The sequence below is a fragment of the Nocardia sp. NPDC056611 genome (genome assembly GCF_042792755.1).
Lineage (GTDB): Bacteria > Actinomycetota > Actinomycetes > Mycobacteriales > Mycobacteriaceae > Nocardia.
Map to the genome: position 1 here is coordinate 128,091 of NZ_JBHTVV010000004.1, position 19,404 is coordinate 147,494.

Genomic DNA, 19,404 nt, shown 5'->3' on the forward strand with positions numbered 1-19,404 from the left:
CCTACCCCAACGCGAGGTCTTTCAGGCCCAGAATCGATCGATATTCCAAACCTTCGGCGGCGATGATGCCGTCCGCGCCGGTTTCGCGGTCCACCACGGTGGCCACGCCGACCACGATCGCGCCCGCCTCGCGCAGCGCGCGCACCGCGGTGATCGGGGAGTTACCGGTGGTGGTGGTGTCCTCGACCACCAGCACCCGCTTGCCCACGATGTCGGGGCCCTCGATCTGGCGCTGCATGCCGTGGGTCTTGGCGGCCTTGCGCACCACGAAGGCGTCGATCGGCCGGCCCGGCGCGTGCAGGACCGCGGCCGCCACCGGGTCGGCGCCCATGGTGAGCCCGCCCACCGCGTCGAAGTCCCAATCCGCCACGAGCTCGCGCAGCAGCTTGCCGATGAGCGGGGCCGCCTCGTGGTGCAGGGTGGCGCGGCGCAGGTCCACGTAGTAGTCGGCTTCCTTGCCCGAGGACAGGGTCACCCGCCCGTGCACGACGGCGAGTTCGCGTACCAGAGCCGCGAGTCTGTCCCGGTCGGTCGTCGTTACCTGCATTGCTGTGTCTATGTCCTTCCGCGTGCGTTGAACAGGCCCCGGTTCAGGCGGGTCACCAGGGTTCGTGGGATGAGCCCGGCGATCGCGACGATCGCTTTGTACTGCCTTCCGGGCACGCTGATCACCCGGTCTCTCTCCAGATCATGCAGCGAACCGGCCACCACCTCGTCCACGCTCAACCACAGGGGTCGCGGTAGCGAGGCCATCTCGATGCCGGCCCGCTCATGGAATTCGGTGCGGACGAATCCCGGGCACAAGGCCTGCACCCGGACTCCGGTTCCGGCCAGCCCGCCGGCCAGCCCCTGAGAAAAGGATACGACGTACGCCTTGGAGGCCGAATAGGTCGATCCCCGCCCGGAGATCAGACCCGCGACGCTGGCCACATTCACCACGGTGCCCTTGGCCGCGTGCAGCATGGGCGGCAGGGCCGCCCGGGTGAGCTGCACGACAGCGGTGACGTTCACATCGAGTTGGTGCTGCAGGGCGTCGGCGTCCTGCGTCCAGAACTCACCCGACATGCCGAATCCGGCATTGTTGACCAGGAATTCGACGCCCTCGGCCAGGCGTGCGGCCACCCGGTCGCGATCCGCGGCCCGGCTCAGATCGGCGGGCAGCGTCTCGGCGCGTGCGGCGAACCGCACCCGCAGGTCGTGGGCCAGCGCGGCCAGCCGCTCCTCATCCCGCGCCACCAGCACCAGGTCGTAGCCGAGGGCGGCGAGCCTGGTGGCATACGCCTTGCCGATGCCGGAGGTCGGCCCGGTGACCAAGGCCACGGGGCGGCGGGCGCCCGGCAGGCGCACCTGATCTGGGGAACTTTCGGTCATCGACGGCCCATCACTCGCACGATCGGGGAGTGGTCGGCGATGACCTGAACTGCGCCCTCATTCTGGTCCCTGGCCGACCCACACGCGGCGAATTCGCGCAGACACCCTGTGGCTGCGGCGCGCCGCGCGTAGACACGGCCGAGGCGTCACCTCGGCGCGGGTCCCTGGTAGGGGCGGAAGCCCGGATGGAAGGGTCCGCCGGGCGGGGCGCTACGGCCCTGATCCCTGCGCCAGCCCTCCTCGGGCTCGCGGTTCGGATCCGATTCGGCGCGTCGGTCGCCGGATTCCGGCTCGTCCCAACGGTCCTCGTGGTCGGGGCCGTCGGCGTCGTAGCCGTCCTGCTCGCCCTCGGGGGCGGGCGGCCAGTTGCGGCGCGGGCGATTGCGCGGATCCGGCACGACTTTCAGTGCGGGACGCCAGCTTTCGGGCTCGCCGTCCGGTTCCCCGCCCCCGGCGATATCGCTGACCAGCGGGGAGTCGTAGTCGCCGGCGTCGTCGCGGGGGCGGTCGTCGCGGGCGGGACGCTGGGCGCGCGGGTCGCGCTCCTGGTCACCGTAGTCGCCGAACTCGTCGTGGCCGTCGTAGTCGTCGTCCCCGGAAACCGCTTGCGAGCGACCGGGTTCGGGCAGTTCGTCGCGGCCCCGCTCGGCATTGATGACCGGCGGCAGCACGTGCAGCAGGCCGGACAGCCGCAGCACCGCGTCGATGGCGGTCTCCCAGTCCTTGGCGACCGCGCCGACCGGCAGCATGCCGAGCGTCCAGTTGCCCTCGGACCACAGCTGCTGCACCTCGTCGGGCAGCGACTCGATGAACGCCACCATGCGCTGATCCACCGCGTGCCGTGCGACATCGGGATTGGTCGCGAAGACCACCCGGTCGCCGATGGCGCCGAGCAGCTCCAGATCGTGATCCTTCGGCGGCGCCGCGGTTTTCAGCCGCAGGTCGATATCGATGTCCGAGCCGATCTGACGGCGCACCGCGACCAGGGTGGCGGCGTCCTCCAGATCGAAGAGCACGAACTTCTCGCCCTTGCGGTTACCCGACACCACATCCACCGCGGACAGGTAGCCCAGTTTGGCGAGCGCGCCGCGCCGCCAGGTGGAGGCGAGCGCGGGCTCCACCGAAACATAGGTATAGCCCTGGGATTTCGCCCAGACCTGTCGCACATGCCCGGTGCGCTGCCGCTGCAGCCGATCGAAATAGAGGAGCACGATCGCACCCACGAGCGCGATCGCCGCCAGCCCGAACCATATAGCCGTCATCGCCGCCTACCCTATCCAGAGTGAGGGCGTCATGCCCGGCACGCCCACAGCATTCTTGCTCATCGAGTCCCGCTCGGCAGGGACGTGCTGAAGATCAACTTCGCCTGAATGGATCCGTCGGAGTTCTTGTCGCCCTGCACCATCACCACTTCGCCGACCGGCAGGTCCGCGACTTTGGTGCTGCCCAGGGAGATTACCTGCGTCTTGTCGTCGGTCTTCACGGTCACCGTGCTGCCGGACAGAGCCGTGATGGTGAGCGTCGAGCCGTCGTTGGAGGCGATGGTGCCCATGTCCGCGCCGAGCTGGTCCAGATCGCCCAGGCCCGGAATCGTGGGCACGCCGCTGGGCAGCGGCAGCGAGGACGTATTGCCCGGGAAGGCGGGCAGGCCGAGACCGGAGGTACTGGGTCCGGCGGCGCTGTCGGACGAGTCGTTGTTGCTCAGCAGCGTGCCCACGATCACCCCGACGATGGCGACCGCGATGATCGCGGCCAGACCCAGCGCGATCCACATGGTGGTCTTGCGCGGCGGCGGGGGCGGCGCCGGATTCTGCGGGAAACCCGCGGGCTGGTAGCCGCCCGGCGGCGGCATGCCCGCACCACCCGGATAGCCGGGTGCACCGGGCGGATAGCCCGGAGCGCCGTAGGCCCCCGCGGGCGCGTACCCCTGTTGCCCCGGGTAGACAGCCGTCGGCTCGTAGCCGCCGCCGCTGTCGTACCCACCCCAGCCGGCGTCGGCGGGCGGGAACACCCGGGTCGCCTCGGGCCCGGGCTGCTGCCCGAAATAGTCGGTCGGACCGGCGGGTATGGACTCGGTGGGCCCGTACGCCGCGGCGCTGTCCGAGGTGTGGCCGCCGGGGACGGCCTGCTCGGCGGGCCCCTCCGCGGAGCCCGGTTCCGGCCGCCGCGACCACGGATCGCTCGGATCAGTCATGGCCTCCAGGGTAGGCGGAGTACGGCTACCCAGCCGCGAACTCGAGCTGTGTTTGATTTGCCTTCGCTTCGCTTCGGCTGTTCGCGGCCCTTGTGACCCCGATTCTCGTGCGAATGGCCCCGAGACTCTTGTCTCGGGGCCATTCATCTCGGTACGTCAGCGGCCGACGATGAGCGTGTCACCGTCCGGGGTGACGTTCACCTTCACCGTGTCGCCGTCCTGCACCTCCCCGGCCAGCAGCTCCTTGGCGAGCGAATCGCCGATGGACTGCTGGATCAGCCGGCGCAGCGGGCGGGCGCCATAGGCCGGGTCGTAGCCGCGCACGGCCAGCCAGAAGCGGGCCGAGTCGGACACGTCCAGGGTGAGGCGGCGCTGGGCGAGCCGCTTCTGCAGCTGGTTCAGCTGGATGTCGACGATCCGCTCCAGCTGTTCCTCATCGAGAGCGTGGAACATGACCACGTCGTCGAGCCGGTTCAGGAACTCCGGCTTGAAGGCGCGGCGCACCGCGTTCATGACCGTGTCCCGATCACCGCCCGCACCCAGATTCGAGGTCAGGATGAGGATGGTGTTGCGGAAGTCGACGGTGCGGCCCTGGCTGTCGGTGAGTCGACCTTCGTCGAGCACCTGCAGCAGGATGTCGAAGACATCCGGGTGGGCCTTCTCGATCTCGTCGAAGAGGACCACCGTGTACGGGCGGCGCCGCACCGCCTCGGTGAGCTGGCCGCCCTGGTCGTAGCCGACGTAGCCGGGAGGCGCGCCCACCAGGCGGGCCACCGAGTGCTTCTCGCCGTACTCGCTCATGTCGATGCGGACCATGGCGCGCTCGTCGTCGAACAGGAAGTCCGCCAACGCCTTCGCCAGCTCGGTCTTACCGGTGCCGGTCGGGCCGACGAACATGAAGGAACCGGTGGGCCGGTTGGGGTCGGCGACCCCGGCCCGCGCCCGGCGCACGGCATCCGACACCGCTTGCACGGCTTCCTTCTGCCCCACGACCCGGCGGCCCAGCTCGTCCTCCATGCGCAGCAGCTTCTGGGTCTCGCCCTCCATCATGCGACCCACGGGGACACCGGTCCACGACGACACCACCTCGGCGATATCGTCCGGCCCGACCTCCTCCTTGAGCATGACGTCACCGTCGGCGGCGGTCTTCGCCTTGGCCTCGGCTTCGGCGAGTTCCTTCTCCAGCTTGGGGATTCGCCCGTATCGGAGTTCGGCGGCCTTGTTGTAGTCGCCGTCGCGCTCGGCCCGTTCGGACTCGCCCTTGAGCGACTCCAGCTCCTCCTTCAGCACCGACACCGCGTCGATGGCCTGCTTCTCGTTCTGCCAGCGGGTCATCAACTGGTTGAGCTTCTCGCGGTCGTCGGCGAGTTCGGAGCGCAGCTTCTCCAGGCGCGCCTTGGACGCGTCGTCGGTCTCCTTGGCCAGGGCCACTTCCTCGATCTCGAGCCGTCGCACCACGCGCTCGATCTCGTCGATTTCCACTGGGCGGGAATCGATTTCCATGCGCAGTCGCGAGGCCGACTCGTCGACCAGATCGATCGCCTTGTCCGGCAGGAACCGGGAGGTGATGTAGCGGTCGGACAGGGTCGCCGCCGCCACCAGCGCGGAGTCGGTGATCCGCACGTGGTGGTGATTCTCGTAGCGCTCCTTGAGCCCGCGCAGGATGCCGACGGTGTCCTCCACCGACGGCTCGCCGACCAGCACCTGCTGGAACCGGCGCTCCAGGGCCGGGTCCTTCTCGATGTGCTGGCGGTACTCGTCGAGGGTGGTGGCGCCGACCAGACGCAGTTCGCCACGGGCCAGCATGGGCTTGATCATGTTGCCGGCGTCCATGGCGGATTCGCCGGTCGCGCCCGCGCCCACGATGGTGTGCAGCTCGTCGATGAACGTGATGATCTGCCCCGCCGAGGATTTGATCTCCTCGAGCACGGCCTTCAGCCGCTCCTCGAACTCACCGCGGTACTTCGCGCCCGCGACCATCGCGCCGAGGTCCAGCGACACCAGTTTCTTGCCGCGCAGCGATTCGGGGACGTCGCCCGCGACGATGCGCTGGGCCAGGCCCTCGACGATGGCGGTCTTGCCGACGCCGGGCTCGCCGATCAGCACCGGGTTGTTCTTGGTGCGGCGGCTCAGCACCTGCACGACGCGGCGAATCTCGGTGTCGCGCCCGATGACCGGGTCCAGCTTGCCCTCGCGGGCGGCGGCGGTCAGGTCGGTGGAGTACTTCTCCAGCGCCTGGTAGGAGCCCTCGGGATCCGGCGAGGTGACGCGGGCGTTGCCGCGCACGGCGGTGAACGCCTCGCGCAGCGCGTCCGCGGTCGCGCCGTACTTCAGCAGCAGCTGCTGGACATCGGAATCGCCTGCGGCCAAACCGTAGACGAGGTGCTCGGTGGAGACGTACTCGTCGCCGAGCTCGGTGGCCAGGTGCTGCGCCGAGGTGAGCGCGGCGATGGCTTCGCGGCCGAAGTTGGGTGTGGTGGTGGCCCCCGTGGCGCGGGGAAGGCGCTCCACGATCTCCTGGGCCTCACGCCGGACCGTGGCCGGATCGACCGCGACGGCCTTGAGCAAGGGTGCGGCGATGCCGTCGGTCTGATCCAGCAACGCCACCAGCAAGTGAGCCGGACGGATCTCCGGGTTACCGGCGACCGAGGCCGCCTGTTGCGCGGCGGTCAGGGCCGCCTGGGTCTTGGTGGTGGGATTGAACGAGTCCACTGTCACCTTCCTACTAGTCGTTGCTGTCTACAACGCGGTAGAAGTTGAGTCTGTTCCGCTCAAGTCTGACCAGTTTTCGACGCCGACGCCAGCGGGCAGGGCCCGTCCTTACGCTACGCGTACGATGGCCCCATTCGTTGACGCATCACACCAGCTCATCCATCCCGGTTCGCCCGAACGAATGGAGCAGCAATGCGCGCGATCGTCGTCCGAGAATTCGGTGGCACCCCCGAACCCGCCGACATGCCGGTTCCGGAGGCCGGGCCGGGACAGATCCAGATCCACCTGGAGGCGGCCGGGGTGAACCCCGTCGACCAGCGGATCATCGACGGCTTCCTGGACGGCCAACTCCCCCACGACTTTCCGATGATCCCCGGCGTCGACGGCGCGGGCACCGTCAGCGCGGTGGGCGCGGGCGTCGACGACTTCGACATCGGCGACCGGGTGGTCGGCAAGTTCCTGTCACCGCCGCTCGGGCACGGCACCTTCGCCGAATACGTGGTGACCGCCGACGGCGGCACCCTGGTCAAGCTCCCCGACGAGGTCACCGCGGTGCGCGCGGCCGCGCTGCCGACCGCGGGCATCACCGCCCTGGACCTGCTGCACGCGGCCGGGGTCCAGCGCGGGCAGCGGGTGCTGATCGTCGGCGCGTCCGGCGGCGTCGGCTCCTACCTGGTGCAACTGGCGGCCATGGCCGGGGCGCACGTCATCGCGACCGCCCGGCCCGACGACACCGACCGCATGATCCGGCTCGGCGCGACCGAGGTGGTGAACTACGGCCGCACGACCGTCACCGACTCGCCCACCCATGCCGAGGCGGCGCGGCTGTCGGTCGCCGATTCGGTGCGGATCACCGATCCGGGCGGCATCGACGCGGTCTTCGATCTGGTCAGCCCACCGCCGGTGTTCGCCGACAACGCGAGCCTCGTGCAACCGGGCGGCCACGCCTACTCGACCATCGGATCGGCCGACGAGGCGGATCTGAAGGCCCGTGGCATCACCGGCGGCAACCTCGAATCCCGCGGTGGCACGGCCGAATTGAGCGAACTGCTGCGCCTGGTCGCGACCGGCGATCTGATGGTGCCGATCGGCAATCTGCCGCCGCTGGCCGACGCGCCCGCCATGATCGGCGCGTCGGGTGCGCGGGGCAAGACGGTGCTGGTGATCTGAACCCCGGGTTACGGAAATCGATCCACCTCCGGCTATATCCGTGCGACCTCCGCGTTTTAAGGGATACTTGACGCGGAGGGCCGCCTGGCAGCAGGCGGTTCGGGGTAGTTGGACAGGAAGGAAAGCTCGACGTCGTGGATGCGCGTTCGGCAGCGCTGGTCCGCGCAAACTTTCGGACAGTCGTCGAGGCCCCCAACGGGCCGGAACGGCTGATCAGCGCGTTCTACGGTCATCTTTTCGCGGAGATCCCCGCTTTGCGGGAACTTTTCCCCTCCGCCATGGACATGCAGGCGAAACGGTTGGTCACGGCCATCTCGTTCGTCCTCGACAACCTGGAGGACTGGGATCGCGCCCAGCGCTTCCTGGAGCAACTCGCCCGCGACCACCGCAAGTACGGGGTGGAGGCGGCGCACTACGACATCGCCGGGCGCGCCCTACTGCATGCCTTCCGGAGCTACAACGGGGTTGCGAACTGGTCGCGGCCGCTCGAGGCGGGCTGGCGCGACATCACCATCCTGATCTCGGCGTCCATGGCCATCGGAGCGAATTCCGATAAGTCGCAGCCCTATTGGGAGGCGACCGTGGTCGGGCACCGGCGGGTCGTGGACGATCTGGCCATCGTGCGCCTGCAGACCGACACCCCGATCCCCTACCAGGCCGGGCAGTACGTGCCGGTGGCCATCCCGCAGCGGCCCAAGATGTGGCGCTACCTGTCGCCCGCCATCCCCACCAACCCGTACGGCGAGATCGAATTCCACGTGCGCAAGGTCCGGACCGGCTGGGTCAGCCCCGGCATCGTGAACGAGACCCAGGTCGGCGACCGCTGGATGATCGCCGCCCCGCTCGGCGGCCTGCACGTCGACCTGAGCCGCCGCAAGGACGTGCTCATGATCGGCGCGGGCACCGGCATCGCCCCGCTGCGGGCCCAGCTCATCGAGATGGGACGGCGCGGCATCAACCCGCGCGTGCACCTGTTCATGGGCGGCCGCTACCCGTGTGACCTCTACGACGTGGAGAACATGTGGCAGCTCTCGCAGTCCAATCCGTGGCTCACGGTGATCCCGGTCTGTGAGAACGAGACCAACCCCTGGTGGCACCCCTACCCGCCCGCCGATCCCCCCTTCGGCATGCACCGGCGGCTGATCGGGAACCTGGGTGCGGTGGTGGCCAGCTTCGGCGCCTGGGCGGATCGGCAGATCCAGATCGCCGGTTCGGCCCGCATGATCGCCGACACCAAGCGAGCCCTGCTCGCGGTGGGAGCCCCCGAGTCGGCGATAAGCTCAGACCCGGTGTGATAGTTACGAAATTCGTTGTGCCACTGCGAGCTCGGTTTCAACCACTCACAGCCCACCCGCCCGGCCGCGAACCCGCCGAAGCGAAGCGGAGGCAAATGGAACAGAGCAGGAGTTGTTTTGACGATCGGCCCTGATGAGACCGGTGCCATTCCTGTGGACGCGCAGACCGAGTGGACCGCCACGGTGGTCGGTGCGCACCGGTTGCGTGAGGACACCACGGTGGTGCGGTTGATCGGCGAGTTCGTGCCGTTCGCGGCGGGACAGTCGGTGGAGGTGCGCACGCCGCAGCATCCGAACATGGTGCGCCGCATGTATTCCGCGCTGCCGCCGTCGCTGGACGGCAAGCTCGAGTTCCATGTGCGGACCGTGCCGGGCGGGTGGTGCAGCGGTTCCATCGTGGCCGACTCCCATCCCGGTGACGAATGGCGGATCAGCGCGCCCGGCGGCTGGCTGGCGGTCGAGCCGGACGCCACCGAGGTGGTCATGATCGCCGACGGGGTCGGGCTGGCGCCGATGCGCGCGCTGCTGCTGGATCTCGCGCGCCGCGAACAGCCGCCGCGCACCCACCTGTTCGTCGGGGCGCGCTACCCGCGCGACCTGTACGCCTCCGACATGCTCTACCTGTTGACCGGCGAAATGCCCTGGCTCACCGTGGTTCCCGTGGTGCAGGACGAGTACGACCCGGATTTCGTCGACACCTGGTACGAGCAGTGCCGCGTCGACATCGGCTTCCGCCCGGAGGAGATGATGCCGGGCACCATCGCCGACATCCCGGAACGGTTCGGCCCGCTGGACCACCACCAGATCCTGGTGTGCGGCGGCGCGGCCATGGTGCGCAACACCATCGACCAGCTCGTCGCCATCGGCGCGCCGGCCGAATCCATTCGCTACGAGGGCTTTTGACAGTTGCCGGCGCGGATACGGCAAACGGTCACGGCGCTTCGCCGCCCGCCGAAGTCCCGGAGAAGCGGGTCAGAACAGCGGGTCGTGGCGGATGTTCTCGGTGGAGGTGCCGGCCGCCATGAGCCGGAACTTGGTGGTCTGCACCATGGACGGGGCTCCCACGATCTGCACGTCGCGGTCCTCCCAGGAGCCGTGGCTCGCCACGATCTTGCCGATCTGACCGACCACCCGCGGCTGCAGGCCCGGGTATTCGCGGGTCTCCTCGGAATTGTCGAAGTGCCACCACGGGTTCTCGGTGGACTCGGTGACCGGGTGCACGGAGAGCCACTTGTTGGCGCAGGCCAATTGGCTGAGCACCTCGAGGTCGTAGAGGTCGCACGGGTAGTGGCCGCCGACGAACAGGTCCACTTTGGGGTTGGATCGGCGCGTTGTCATGGCCATGAGCTGGGCGCGCAGCGGCGCGATGCCGGTGCCGCAGCCGATCATCAGCATCTTGCGGCGGGTGTTGCGGGGCACGCCGAGACCGCCCAGCGGCGATCCGATCAGCCACTGCTCGCCGACCCGGCTGTGCCCGACCATGGCCGGGCTGACCCAGCCGCCGGTGACGCCGCGGATGTGGAATTCCAGTTCGCCGTCGGCGTTGGCGGGGATGGCCGGGGACAGGTAGCGCCACATGCGGGGACGGGACGGGATCTGCACGCTCATGTACTGACCGGCCGCGTACTGCATGGGCTGGTCCAGCTTCAGGCGCACGACCGCCAGGTTGCGCAGCACTTCGCGGTGCTCGATGACGGTGCCGGTCCACACCGGCGGGGTGGTCTCGCCGTCGGCGGCCTTGATCATGGTGCCGGCGATGATGCCGATGCCCTCGTCCCAGGCCCGGCCGACCTCGTCGGTCCAGATCTCGGTGCCCGCGTAGGCCTCGAGCGCGCTCTTGAGCGATTTCCCCACGGCCGCATAGTGATCGGCCACCACGCCGTACTTGCGGTGGTCGCGGCCGAGCTGCGCCAGGAAGGGCAGCAGCCGGTCGGGTTCCTCCAGCCGGTCCACCACGTAGGCGATGGCCTTCACCAGCCGGTCGCGCTGGGCGTCCAGGGCGGCGGGGAAGAAGTCCCGCACGTGGGGATACTCCGTGAAGAGGATGGCGTAGAACGACCGCGCGAGTTTCTCGGGGCCACCTTCTTCCGCAGCAACCGCCTTGAACGTTGTTCTTATCAATGCGACGGTCCGCGAATCCATTTGTGTCACAACCCCATTTCGCAATCGAACGCAGGCGTGACCGGCGAGTGAAGTGCTGCGGGACACTCGACAGCAGCCGTTGCCAAGCAAGTGTAAGCGAGGTTAGCCAGCAACGGAACGGGACGTTTCAATAACAGGCGCTTTATTCCTCGAAAACGTGAACGTTGCGGGCCTTCCGAGCCGAAAACCGACTGATCAACTGGAAAACACCGTGCGACACGGGTTTTCAGTCGTCGATTATGGCTGATCCGTTTTGCAAGACTCAGGAAAACAGCGATCCCGCCGCAACTACGTCAGGCCATGAATTCCCCTGCAGCATACGGACAAAACTCACGATCGGCAGCAATTAATAACCTACCGGTCCGTTTGTTATAAACAGCCCCACCGGACTTCGCCAATCACACAGTTCTCTGTCGCAACGCAGCACATCGGCCGCAACAATCGCAACCGGGCGAACGTCGACAAGCGGTATCCGGACAGCAGAAAGGCGGCGCCCACTCGGGACACCGCCTTCCGGCTTGTCTTGCCCTACTGCGGCTTACGCCGGTTTCGGGGCTGCCACACCACGAGAGCGGTGCTGGGCTGAGGGGTCAGGTGCGCGGGCCGGTACCCGGCCCGCAGCCTTTCCGCCTCGGCGGCCAGCTCGCTCACCCGCTGTTGCAGCTCGTCCACCTGGTTGGTGAGTTCGATGATCCGTTTGATGCCGGCCAGGTTCACGCCCTCGTCCTGGGACAGGCGCTGCACCTCGCGGAGCAGCTCCACATCCCGGTTCGAGTAGCGCCGCCCGCCGCCCGACGTGCGTTGCGGCGTAACCAGACCCAGCCGGTCATAGGTGCGCAGCGTCTGGGCGTGCATGCCCGCCAGCTGCGCGGCCACCGAGATCAGGAAGTACTGGGCCTCGGTCTGCTTCGGATCGGAACTCATTACGCACCTGCCCATCCCGCACGGGGATCGAATCCACTGGTCTTCTCCGCCTCCGCGTAGCGCCGCAGCGCCTCGGTGGCATCGTCGTCCAGTTTCTGGGGGACCGCGACCTTCACGGTGACCAGCAGGTCGCCCGCGCCGCCGTCACGCTTGGGCACACCGCGCCCGCGCACCCGCAGGGTACGGCCGTCGGCGGTGCCCGGCGGCACCTTGACGCCCACGCGGCCGTCCAGCGTCGGCACCGACACCGTGGTGCCCAGCACCAGTTCGGCGTAGGAGACCGGCAGCACCAGGGTCAGATCGTCGCCATTGCGGCCGAAGACCTTGTCCTGACTGACGTGCACGGTGACGTACAGGTCGCCCGGAGGCGCGCCGCGCAGGCCCGCCTCACCCTGACCGGCCAGCCGGATCCGCTGCCCGTCGCGCACGCCCGGGGGAATGCGCACGGTGATGGTGCGGGTCCGGTTCTGGATGCCCGAGCCGCGGCAGTCGACACACGGGTCGTCGATGATCGACCCGGTGCCCCGGCAGTCCTCGCACGGCTCGCTGAAGCCGAACGCGCCCTGGTTCCGGCTGACCACACCGGCCCCGTTGCAGTGCGGGCAGACCCGCGGACTGGTGCCGGGCTTGGCACCACTGCCGTGGCAGGTGGTGCAGGCGGCCGGGCTGGTCATGCGCAGCGGGACGGTCACGCCCTGGGCGGCCTCGCGGAAGCCGAGGGTCGTCTCGGTCTCCACGTCCGAACCGCGCCGGGGACGCGAGGACGCCCGCGTGCCGCCGCGATTGAACAGTCCGCCCAGCAGGTCGCCCAGGCCGCCATCCGCGCCGCCCGCGCCACCGGCGCCGGCCCCGAAGATGTCACCCAGGTTGAACTCGCCACCGGAGAACCCGCCGCCGGGCTGGCCGTAGCCGCCCCCGGGCGGGAATCCGCCGCGGCCGAAACCGCCGCCCGCGAACAGCTTGCGGGCCTCGTCGTACTCCTTGCGCTTCTCCGGATCCGACAGCACGGCGTTCGCCTCGCTGACGGCCTTGAACCGCTCCTCGGCCTTGCTGTCCCCGGGGTTCTTGTCCGGGTGCAGGTCTCGGGCCAGCTTGCGGTAGGCCTTCTTGATCTCGTCCTGGCTGGCGCCGGAGGAAACACCCAGATCCTTGTAGAAGTCCTTCTCGAGCCACTCTCGATTCACCGGGCATCTCCTCCTTTCTGTGTTGTCGGTGACGCCGGAGGCGTCGGTGATGTCGAGGACGCGGGGTGCGTCCGATTGCTGTTAATCAGTGCCAGCGGCATCGGTGCCAGCGTTCTGCGAATCCGGCTGCGCCGCAGACAGATCCGCCACACCGTCGGTGACGCCGACCAGCGCGTGCCGCAGCACGCGATCGCCGAAGCGGTAGCCCTTGCGCATCACCATGCCCAGCACGGGGTCCGCACCGCTGCCCTCGTGCTGCACGGCCTCGTGCAGGGTCGGGTCGAAAGGCTCACCCTCCGAACCGAATTCCTCGAGGCCCTGCTTCTGCAGGGCGGTGACCAGCTTGTCGGCGACCGACTTGAGCGGGCCGTTGTCCAGGTCACCGTGCGCGCGAGCGCGGTCCAGATCGTCGAGCACCGGCAGCAGTTCGCTGACCACCGCGGCCTTGGCGGTGTCGATGGTGACCTTGCGGTCCCGCTCGACCCGGCGGCGGTAGTTGGCGTATTCCGCGGTCAGGCGCTGCAGATCGGAGGTGCGCTCGGCCAGTTCGGCCGTGATCGCGTCGGCGAGGACGTCCTCGCTGACCTCGGGAGTCCCCTCGGCCCCCGCGGCCGCGGCGGTGTCCGCCGCGGCCTCGAAGACCTCACCCGTGGCCGGATCGACCATGTTGTCCGGGTTCTGGTTCGTCACTTCTTCTCCGGCTCCTCGACCACCTCGGCGTCGACGACGGTGTCATCGGACTCGGGCGCGCCCGCGCCGTTGCCCTGCGCGGCCTGGTCGGCGGCCGAGGCCTCGTAGATGGCCTGGCCCAGCGCCTGCGACTCGGTGGCGAGCTTCTCCACCGCGGTCTTGATGACCCCGATGTCGGTGCCCTTCAGCGCGTCGTTGGCTTCGGCGATGGCCGCCTCGACCTTGGTCTTGACGTCGGCCGGGACCTTGTCCTCGTTGTCCTTGATGAACTTCTCGGTCTGGTGCACCAGCGACTCGGCCTGGTTGCGGGTCTCCGCCTCCTCGCGACGCGCCTTGTCCTCGGCGGCGTGCGCCTCGGCGTCCTTCACCATCCGGTCGATCTCCTCCTTGGACAGGCCGGAGCCGTCCTGGATCTTGATCGTGTTCTCCTTGCCGGTGCCCTTGTCCTTGGCCGTCACGTGAACGATGCCGTTGGCGTCGATGTCGAAGGTGACCTCGATCTGCGGCACGCCGCGCGGGGCCGGCGGGATGCCGGTCAGCTCGAACGATCCGAGCAGCTTGTTGTGCGAGGCGATCTCACGCTCACCCTGGAAGACCTGGATCTGCACCGACGGCTGGTTGTCGTCGGCCGTGGTGAAGGTCTCCGAGCGCTTGGTCGGGATCGTGGTGTTGCGCTCGATGAGCTTGGTCATCACGCCGCCCTTGGTCTCGATGCCCAGCGACAGCGGGGTGACATCGAGCAGCAGGACGTCCTTGACCTCACCCTTGAGCACACCGGCCTGCAGGGCGGCGCCGATGGCGACGACCTCGTCCGGGTTCACACCCTTGTTGGGCTCCTTGCCGCCGGTCAGTTCCTTGACCAGGTCGGACACGGCGGGCATACGGGTCGAACCACCAACGAGCACAACGTGATCGATGTCGCCGACGGAGATACCGGCGTCCTTGATGACCGACTGGAACGGCTTGCGGGTGCGGTCCAGCAGATCGGAGGTGATCTTCTGGAACTCGGCGCGGGTCAGCTGCTCGTCGAGGAACAGCGGGTTCTTGTCCGCGTCCACGGTGATGTAGGGCAGGTTGATCGAGGTCGACTGCGAGGACGACAGCTCGATCTTGGCCTTCTCGGCAGCCTCGCGCAGGCGCTGCATGGCCATCTTGTCCTTGGTCAGGTCGATGCCCGAGGTGCCCTTGAACTTGTCGACCAGCCAGCCGACGATGCGCTCGTCCCAGTCGTCGCCACCGAGGTGGTTGTCACCGGAGGTCGCGCGGACCTCGACGACGCCCTCGCCGATCTCGAGCAGGGACACGTCGAAGGTGCCGCCGCCGAGGTCGAAGACCAGGATGGTCTGTTCCTTGTCGCCCTTGTCGAGGCCGTACGCCAGCGCGGCCGCGGTGGGCTCGTTGACGATGCGCAGGACGTTCAGGCCCGCGATCTGCCCGGCCTCCTTGGTGGCCTGGCGCTGCGCGTCCTCGAAGTAGGCGGGGACGGTGATGACCGCGTCGGTGATCTCCTCACCGAGGTACGCCTCGGCGTCGCGCTTCAGCTTCATCAGCGTGCGCGCGGAGATTTCCTGCGGGGTGTACTTCTTGCCATCGATCTCGACCGACCAGTCCTCGCCCATGTGGCGCTTGACGGACCGAATGGTGCGGTCGACATTGGTGACGGCCTGGTTCTTGGCGGGCTGCCCGACGAGCACCTCACCGTTCTTGGCGAACGCGACGACCGAGGGGGTGGTCCGCGATCCTTCCGAGTTGGCCACGACGACCGGCTCGCCGCCTTCGAGAACGGCGATGACAGAGTTCGTGGTCCCGAGGTCGATACCGACCGCACGAGCCATGGTGATTCCTCCTAGTTGGCACTACATCTCAGTGACACTGAGCGTGGTCGGCTCAATCCTGCCTCCGCCGGCGGCGGTGCGCAACTTTAACTTGAGTCCAACTCGCTCAACCTTGCTGACCTGTCCCAACGGGCGGCGCGCGTCATCTATTCCACGAGTCACAGAAAATTTCTTCGGGGGCGGGCGCGGCCCGACGCCCGCGGTCGAGGCGCGGGCTCTGCCATTGTGTCCATACCGGCCGGTCGGAACCACGTATGGATCCGGATCGTGACCGATCAGGAGGGCCAGTTGAGCATGATCGGCTCACCGGTGGCGGTGACCTTGATGTAGCCGGACTTGGCGCCGTCCACGGCGTACACGGTCACCATCGGCCCGCCGTCCTTCCCGCGCCCGATGATGATGTGACTGATCCGGCCGTTCGGCACGCCCGCCGACTTCGGCGCGCCCGCGAGCAGGCCCGCGATCTTCTTCAGATCCAGGACCGACAGGTCGATGATGTCGGTGCCCGGCGACCGCGGAATGTCGCCGGTGCTGCGGAAACTGCCGTCGTAGCGGTAGTAGTCGTCCCGCGGCGCGTTCGGATCCGCCGGACGCCGCTCGATGACCGCGTAGGTGGGGAACAGGGTGACCTCGTCGGCCTTGGTATCGCCGAAGTGGTCCTTGTAGGCCTCGACGAAACTGGCCAGGCCCTGACCCGTGGTCGGATCCGGCAGATCCGGCTTCGGCGTGGCGACCCGGGCCACGCAGCCCGCGAACGCGCCCAGCAGAGCGGCCGCCACCACGATCGCGGCCGCCACCTTCCAGCGGGTGGACGGGCCGCGCCGATTCGCCCGCACCACCGGCGAATTCACCAGATTGGCCGGGATCTGCAGATCGTCGAGTACCGCGTCCAGATCGCCGAAAGTCTTGGCCGCCATGGCTTTCGCGGTCCGGTGCGCGTGTTCGGCCTCGGTGAGCTCGCCCGCGTCGCGCGCCGAATCGAGCAGGGTGCAGGCGTCCACGCGATCGGTGTCGCGGGCCCGGACTCCCCGGGAACGTGCGTCAGCCATGGTCTCGCCTATCCCCCGAACGCCACGGTGCGCGTGACCCGGCCGTCGAGGGCGGCCTCGACGTAGCCGGTCTCCTTGGCCTGGTTGCCGACGTAGATCCGGACCACCGGCCCGGTGCCGCTGCCCTGGATATCGATGTAGTTGACCACGCCCTGATCGACCTTGGTGAGGGCGGGAGCCTGAGCCGCCAGCGCCGCGACGGCCTGCACGTTCAAGGCCGCCAGGTCCACGGTCGGGGTCTTCGGGTCCCGGGTCTGGGGTTGGTCGGTCTGGTCGAAACCGCCGAAGTAGTTGTAGTGCACCTTCCGATTGGCCTGCGGCGCGCGCGTGAACACCGCGTAGCCGGGGTAGAAGTCCACCTCGTCGAGCACGGTGTCGCCGAACTTCGCCCGGTAGACGTCACGGAAGTAGGAGATGCCCTCGGCCTCGGTGAGTTTCGGCCGGGGCAGCACCAGCGGCTGGATGATGCCGAGGTCCACCGCGGGCGGCCCGGCGGGCGGGGTGGCCGGGCGGGCCACGGCCATGAAGGTGCCCACCGCCACCGCGATGCTCATCGCCGCGACGCCGGCGGCGAACCAGTTCTCGCGCCGCGACTTCGGCGGGACCGGGTCGGGGGCGGCGTCGGCGTGCCGCTGCAGATCGTCGGTGAGCTGGGACAGATCGCCGAGGGTCCGGGCCTCACCGGCCAGTTCGGTGAGGGTGCGGTGGTCGGCGGTGGTCAGCTGGCCGTCCGCGAGCGCGGCGTCGAGCAGGACGTAGGTGGCCTGCCGATCGGCGTCGCGGGCCCGCGTCCGCGGCGGGTATCCGCCCGAGGCGGGCCGCCGCGACCACTTGCGCGCACGGGTCAGGTCGGCGGTCTTGGTGCTCGGCTGCAGATCGGCGATGAGCCGCTGCAATTCGCCGAGGGTCTGCGCGGACTGGGCCTGATCGGACCGCTGGTGATATTCGTCGGCCCCGAGCTCACCCTCCGCGTAGGCGGCGTCGAGCAGCGTCCGCGCGTTGACGCGGTCGATGTCCCGCGCCCGCATCCGCCCGGCCGCGGGCGAATCCCCGGCCGATCCGGACGTTTTCGAGCTCACGCGGGGATCGTAGACGGATTCCGGTCCGGTCGCGCGCCTTATCCACGCCCGAATCATCTACGCCCGAGTCGGGTGGCTCATCCGATGTGGAGGTCGTCCTTCAGGCCGTGGTCCAGTGTGACGCGCACCAGGGCCGCGGCCAGTTCGGCGTCGCGGCCGGCCGGAGCCAGGGCGGCGAGGGCGGACGGATCGGTGGGCAGGCCCAGGTCACGCGCGCCGCGACGGGCCCGCTCGTCGAAATAGGGGCGCAGCCAGGTCCAGGTGTCCTGCACCTCGCGCAGGTAGATGTCCGCGCCGACCGGGCCGATGCCCCGGAAACCCTGGAGCAGCTCGGCCAGGGCGGCGGGGTCGTGCCCGGATTCGATTGCGAGCCCGCGCATATCGCCGTGCCACCGCTCGATCAGCTCGGCGGCATTGGCGATCAGGCGGGTGGCGGTGGATTCGTCGTAGCGGACGTAATGCGCCCGGCCCAGCGCGGCGACCAGATCGGACCACTCTGCCACGGCGACGTGGTGGGGGGTGGTGTAGCCGGACTCGCGGAGTTCGCGGGCGGCGGCCACCGCGATGCGGGCCGAGATCCGGGTACTGAGCAGCTGGGCCAGCATCAGGAGTTGGTAGAGCGGCGCGGGCTTGTCGGCCAGCCGGATTCCGGCCTCGGCGGCATAACCGGTCCCGGCCCGGGCCAGCAGGGTGCGCACGGTGTCCTGCGCGGTCATCGGCATCGCCTCCTCTCTTCCCCGGCATACCCACGGACACGCCCGAGATGCGTGTCGAGGTCCGAAATGCCGGGGTTGCGCTCGGTGGCCCACGAAGATCAGAAGTATGGATTTCCCCTGGTAGAGGAGGTTCTATGCAGGCCCGGTTCGGTATTTCGATCCCGCCCGTCGCGTCCGCGCTGCCGGACGTCATCGACATGGCCCTCGCCGCCGACGCCGAGGGACTCGATCTGGTCGGCATCCAGGACCACCCGTACAACGCGCAGTTCGGCGACGCCTTCGCGGTCATCGGGGCCTGTCTCGCCGCGACCGGTCGGGTCAGCCTCTATCCCGGGGTCGCGAACCTGCCGCTGCGGACACCCGCCATGCTCGCCAAACAGGCCGCCACCTTCGACATCCTCAGCGGCGGACGCTTCGAATTGGGTTTGGGGGCGGGCGCTTTCGAGAGCGGCGTGGTGGCCATGGGCGGCCCCGCCCGCAAAGGCCGGGCCGCGCTCATGGCCATCGCCGAGGGCATCGCCATCATCCGGGCCGAATGGCGGCCCGGACAGCCGGTGTCGGTGGTCGGCACCGAATACACGGTGCAGGGGATCGAGGGCGGGCCCGCGCCCAGGCATCGGATCGGGATCTGGCTGGGAGCCATGGGCCCGCACGCCCTCGACCTGATCGGGGCGACCGCCGACGGATGGGTTGCGCCACTGCCGAATTGGCTGCCGTGGGAGCAGTGGGCCGCGGCCAATACCCGCATCGACGCCGCCGCCCGCGCGCACGACCGTGACCCCCGCTCCATCGCCCGGCTGGCCGCACTGCCCGGAGTGGTCAGCGACCGCGCGCTGCACCCGAATCCGCAGGGCACCGACCCGATTCACGGATCGCCCGAAGAATGGGCGAGCATCATCGCGAACCTCGCGCACACGGGCGGATTCGACACCTTCATCTACTGGCCGCCCGGGTTCGACGTCGACCAGGTGCAGCGTTTCGCGCGACAGGTGGTGCCTCTCGCGCGAAAGCTTTTGGCGGAGTTCTGATTTGACCCCGCCCGG

17 protein-coding genes are annotated in these 19,404 nt (G+C 68.8%); 4 read left to right on the forward strand and 13 right to left on the reverse strand.

Translation table 11 applies throughout. The features are described from left to right. Position 1: 1 nt before the first annotated feature. From pyrE to clpB, 5 genes are all read right to left on the reverse strand, one after another. Entirely contained in the window at positions 2-547 is a 546-nt protein-coding gene (gene pyrE, locus ACFRAQ_RS22020; RefSeq protein WP_357284893.1) for an orotate phosphoribosyltransferase, read from the reverse strand. 8 nt (positions 548-555) lie between these two features. After that, positions 556-1,371, reverse strand: a complete 816-nt coding sequence (locus ACFRAQ_RS22025) for an SDR family NAD(P)-dependent oxidoreductase (protein WP_379102466.1) — start codon at positions 1,369-1,371, stop codon at positions 556-558. A gap of 146 nt (positions 1,372-1,517) precedes the next feature. Continuing rightward, positions 1,518-2,633, reverse strand: coding sequence for a hypothetical protein (locus tag ACFRAQ_RS22030; protein WP_379102468.1), 1,116 nt, complete (start codon positions 2,631-2,633; stop codon positions 1,518-1,520). A 59-nt stretch (positions 2,634-2,692) separates the two neighbouring features. After that, entirely contained in the window at positions 2,693-3,565 is an 873-nt protein-coding gene (locus ACFRAQ_RS22035) for a DUF5666 domain-containing protein (protein WP_379102470.1), read from the reverse strand. 156 nt (positions 3,566-3,721) lie between these two features. Continuing rightward, positions 3,722-6,277, reverse strand: a complete 2,556-nt coding sequence (gene clpB, locus ACFRAQ_RS22040) for an ATP-dependent chaperone ClpB (protein ID WP_379102472.1) — start codon at positions 6,275-6,277, stop codon at positions 3,722-3,724. A 192-nt stretch (positions 6,278-6,469) separates the two neighbouring features. Here clpB and ACFRAQ_RS22045 point away from each other — a divergent pair, with 192 nt between their 5' ends. The 3 genes from ACFRAQ_RS22045 to ACFRAQ_RS22055 all read left to right on the forward strand — a co-directional run bounded on the left by ACFRAQ_RS22045 (position 6,470) and on the right by ACFRAQ_RS22055 (position 9,645). Next, complete coding sequence (locus ACFRAQ_RS22045; RefSeq protein ID WP_379102474.1) at positions 6,470-7,447, forward strand: NADP-dependent oxidoreductase; 978 nt, start codon at positions 6,470-6,472, stop codon at positions 7,445-7,447. A 134-nt stretch (positions 7,448-7,581) separates the two neighbouring features. Further along, positions 7,582-8,742 (forward strand): globin domain-containing protein, encoded by a 1,161-nt coding sequence (locus ACFRAQ_RS22050; protein WP_357094304.1) that lies wholly within the window; start codon positions 7,582-7,584, stop codon positions 8,740-8,742. Between the two features lie 153 nt (positions 8,743-8,895). Continuing rightward, positions 8,896-9,645, forward strand: coding sequence for an FAD-binding oxidoreductase (locus tag ACFRAQ_RS22055; protein ID WP_379102476.1), 750 nt, complete (start codon positions 8,896-8,898; stop codon positions 9,643-9,645). A gap of 69 nt (positions 9,646-9,714) precedes the next feature. Here the strand turns inward: ACFRAQ_RS22055 and ACFRAQ_RS22060 are convergent, their stop codons facing one another. From ACFRAQ_RS22060 to ACFRAQ_RS22095, 8 genes are all read right to left on the reverse strand, one after another. Next, positions 9,715-10,884, reverse strand: a complete 1,170-nt coding sequence (locus ACFRAQ_RS22060) for a globin domain-containing protein (protein ID WP_379102478.1) — start codon at positions 10,882-10,884, stop codon at positions 9,715-9,717. A gap of 528 nt (positions 10,885-11,412) precedes the next feature. Then, the gene (locus ACFRAQ_RS22065) at positions 11,413-11,808 is read right to left on the reverse strand and encodes a heat shock protein transcriptional repressor HspR (protein ID WP_379102480.1); all 396 of its coding nucleotides are present in this window, start codon (positions 11,806-11,808) and stop codon (positions 11,413-11,415) included. Then, a complete protein-coding gene (dnaJ, locus tag ACFRAQ_RS22070; protein WP_379102484.1) occupies positions 11,808-12,992 on the reverse strand; it encodes a molecular chaperone DnaJ in 1,185 nt (394 codons plus the stop codon). The genes ACFRAQ_RS22065 and dnaJ overlap by 1 nt, the downstream gene beginning before the upstream one ends. Positions 12,993-13,073: 81 nt before the next feature. Continuing rightward, positions 13,074-13,658 (reverse strand): nucleotide exchange factor GrpE, encoded by a 585-nt coding sequence (gene grpE, locus ACFRAQ_RS22075; protein ID WP_379103688.1) that lies wholly within the window; start codon positions 13,656-13,658, stop codon positions 13,074-13,076. 20 nt (positions 13,659-13,678) lie between these two features. After that, positions 13,679-15,517: a molecular chaperone DnaK gene (gene dnaK / locus ACFRAQ_RS22080; protein WP_379102486.1), complete on the reverse strand. Its 1,839-nt coding sequence runs from the start codon at positions 15,515-15,517 to the stop codon at positions 13,679-13,681. A 275-nt stretch (positions 15,518-15,792) separates the two neighbouring features. Then, positions 15,793-16,566 (reverse strand): DUF1707 domain-containing protein, encoded by a 774-nt coding sequence (locus ACFRAQ_RS22085; RefSeq protein WP_379102488.1) that lies wholly within the window; start codon positions 16,564-16,566, stop codon positions 15,793-15,795. Positions 16,567-16,574: 8 nt separating this feature from the next. Then, positions 16,575-17,645: a DUF1707 domain-containing protein gene (locus ACFRAQ_RS22090; protein WP_379102490.1), complete on the reverse strand. Its 1,071-nt coding sequence runs from the start codon at positions 17,643-17,645 to the stop codon at positions 16,575-16,577. A gap of 77 nt (positions 17,646-17,722) precedes the next feature. Then, positions 17,723-18,361, reverse strand: coding sequence for an endonuclease (locus tag ACFRAQ_RS22095; RefSeq protein WP_379102492.1), 639 nt, complete (start codon positions 18,359-18,361; stop codon positions 17,723-17,725). A 134-nt stretch (positions 18,362-18,495) separates the two neighbouring features. Between ACFRAQ_RS22095 and ACFRAQ_RS22100 the strand changes: the two genes are divergently transcribed. After that, positions 18,496-19,389 (forward strand): LLM class flavin-dependent oxidoreductase, encoded by an 894-nt coding sequence (locus tag ACFRAQ_RS22100; protein WP_379102495.1) that lies wholly within the window; start codon positions 18,496-18,498, stop codon positions 19,387-19,389. The last annotated feature ends 15 nt before the right edge of the window (positions 19,390-19,404 follow it).

What these genes read in the sequence shown, in the direction of transcription:
- dnaK (WP_379102486.1), bottom strand. Translation starts at nt 15,517, where the DNA reads ATGGCTCGTGCGGTCGGTATCGACCTCGGGACCACGAACTCTGTCATC.
- ACFRAQ_RS22025 (WP_379102466.1), bottom strand. Translation starts at nt 1,371, where the DNA reads ATGACCGAAAGTTCCCCAGATCAGGTGCGCCTGCCGGGCGCCCGCCGC.
- ACFRAQ_RS22065 (WP_379102480.1), bottom strand. Translation starts at nt 11,808, where the DNA reads ATGAGTTCCGATCCGAAGCAGACCGAGGCCCAGTACTTCCTGATCTCG.
- grpE (WP_379103688.1), bottom strand. Translation starts at nt 13,658, where the DNA reads ATGGTCGATCCGGCCACGGGTGAGGTCTTCGAGGCCGCGGCGGACACC.
- ACFRAQ_RS22035 (WP_379102470.1), bottom strand. Translation starts at nt 3,565, where the DNA reads ATGACTGATCCGAGCGATCCGTGGTCGCGGCGGCCGGAACCGGGCTCC.
- ACFRAQ_RS22100 (WP_379102495.1), top strand. Translation starts at nt 18,496, where the DNA reads ATGCAGGCCCGGTTCGGTATTTCGATCCCGCCCGTCGCGTCCGCGCTG.
- ACFRAQ_RS22045 (WP_379102474.1), top strand. Translation starts at nt 6,470, where the DNA reads ATGCGCGCGATCGTCGTCCGAGAATTCGGTGGCACCCCCGAACCCGCC.
- ACFRAQ_RS22060 (WP_379102478.1), bottom strand. Translation starts at nt 10,884, where the DNA reads ATGGATTCGCGGACCGTCGCATTGATAAGAACAACGTTCAAGGCGGTT.
- pyrE (WP_357284893.1), bottom strand. Translation starts at nt 547, where the DNA reads ATGCAGGTAACGACGACCGACCGGGACAGACTCGCGGCTCTGGTACGC.
- ACFRAQ_RS22085 (WP_379102488.1), bottom strand. Translation starts at nt 16,566, where the DNA reads ATGGCTGACGCACGTTCCCGGGGAGTCCGGGCCCGCGACACCGATCGC.
- ACFRAQ_RS22030 (WP_379102468.1), bottom strand. Translation starts at nt 2,633, where the DNA reads ATGACGGCTATATGGTTCGGGCTGGCGGCGATCGCGCTCGTGGGTGCG.
- ACFRAQ_RS22095 (WP_379102492.1), bottom strand. Translation starts at nt 18,361, where the DNA reads ATGACCGCGCAGGACACCGTGCGCACCCTGCTGGCCCGGGCCGGGACC.